We start from the raw sequence: 723 nt of genomic DNA, 5'->3' as shown, positions 1-723 counted from the left end.
CGCAATCGGGTTCAAAATCCGCAGGCAATCGACAGCCTCTATCGGTTTTAACCCGCTTGGCTTTCTTAGGAACGCTTGTCTGCTCGTGAATGATTGGTTGGTTGGTTTGCTCTGATTGGCTTTCAACATCACACTCGATTGGCTCGTCAACCAAATCGATTGTTTCTAAATCTTCAAAATCAATTTCTTTTTTTAATAAAACGTTAGTTTTATTTTTTTTATATATGTTAATGTTATTGTTAATGGCATTGCGTTCGCATTGCGCAACACTATGCGCATCGTATGCGCTCTGCATGCAATCCGCATATGCGTTTTCTTTTATATGATTATTGTCATTTTTACCTTTTGTTTTATGCCATCTAGAATGAGCTGCTTTTGTTGCTGCTTCTGATTTCTCTTTGCTATCATTTAATTCTAATTCAACATCTGGGTTCCACAACCGACCATCTTCTAAACAAATGATATGTCCAGTTTCTAATAAAAGATCTAATGCCTTCTGAAATTTTTTTACTGAGCAGCCAGCCAATAAAGATAACACTTTAAAATTATTCGTAAGCGGCTCTCCTGTGCGAAGCATTTGAAAGCGCAACTTAACATATATGAAACCTTCAAAAGCTGGCAAATATGCAAGATCAAGTAGCCACTTGTCTGCAAAAAGCCTCGTCCATGGCAACTTAGTTGACATACTTCACCTCCCTTTCTTTATTATTATTGCAAGTGAAA

Annotated in this window: 1 pseudogene; it reads right to left on the bottom strand. The window is 37.3% G+C overall.

Annotation, left to right across the window (positions count from 1 at the left end):
- A pseudogene (locus tag ACFIKD_RS09695) lies at positions 1-685 on the bottom strand (hypothetical protein); the annotation flags it as partial.
- Positions 686-723 lie beyond the last annotated feature (38 nt).

It is taken from the genome of Bartonella sp. CR84HXZ, from assembly GCF_042194535.1.
In the GTDB taxonomy this organism is placed as follows: domain Bacteria; phylum Pseudomonadota; class Alphaproteobacteria; order Rhizobiales; family Rhizobiaceae; genus Bartonella; species Bartonella grahamii.
This window is presented reverse-complemented; position numbering and strand designations above follow the sequence as displayed.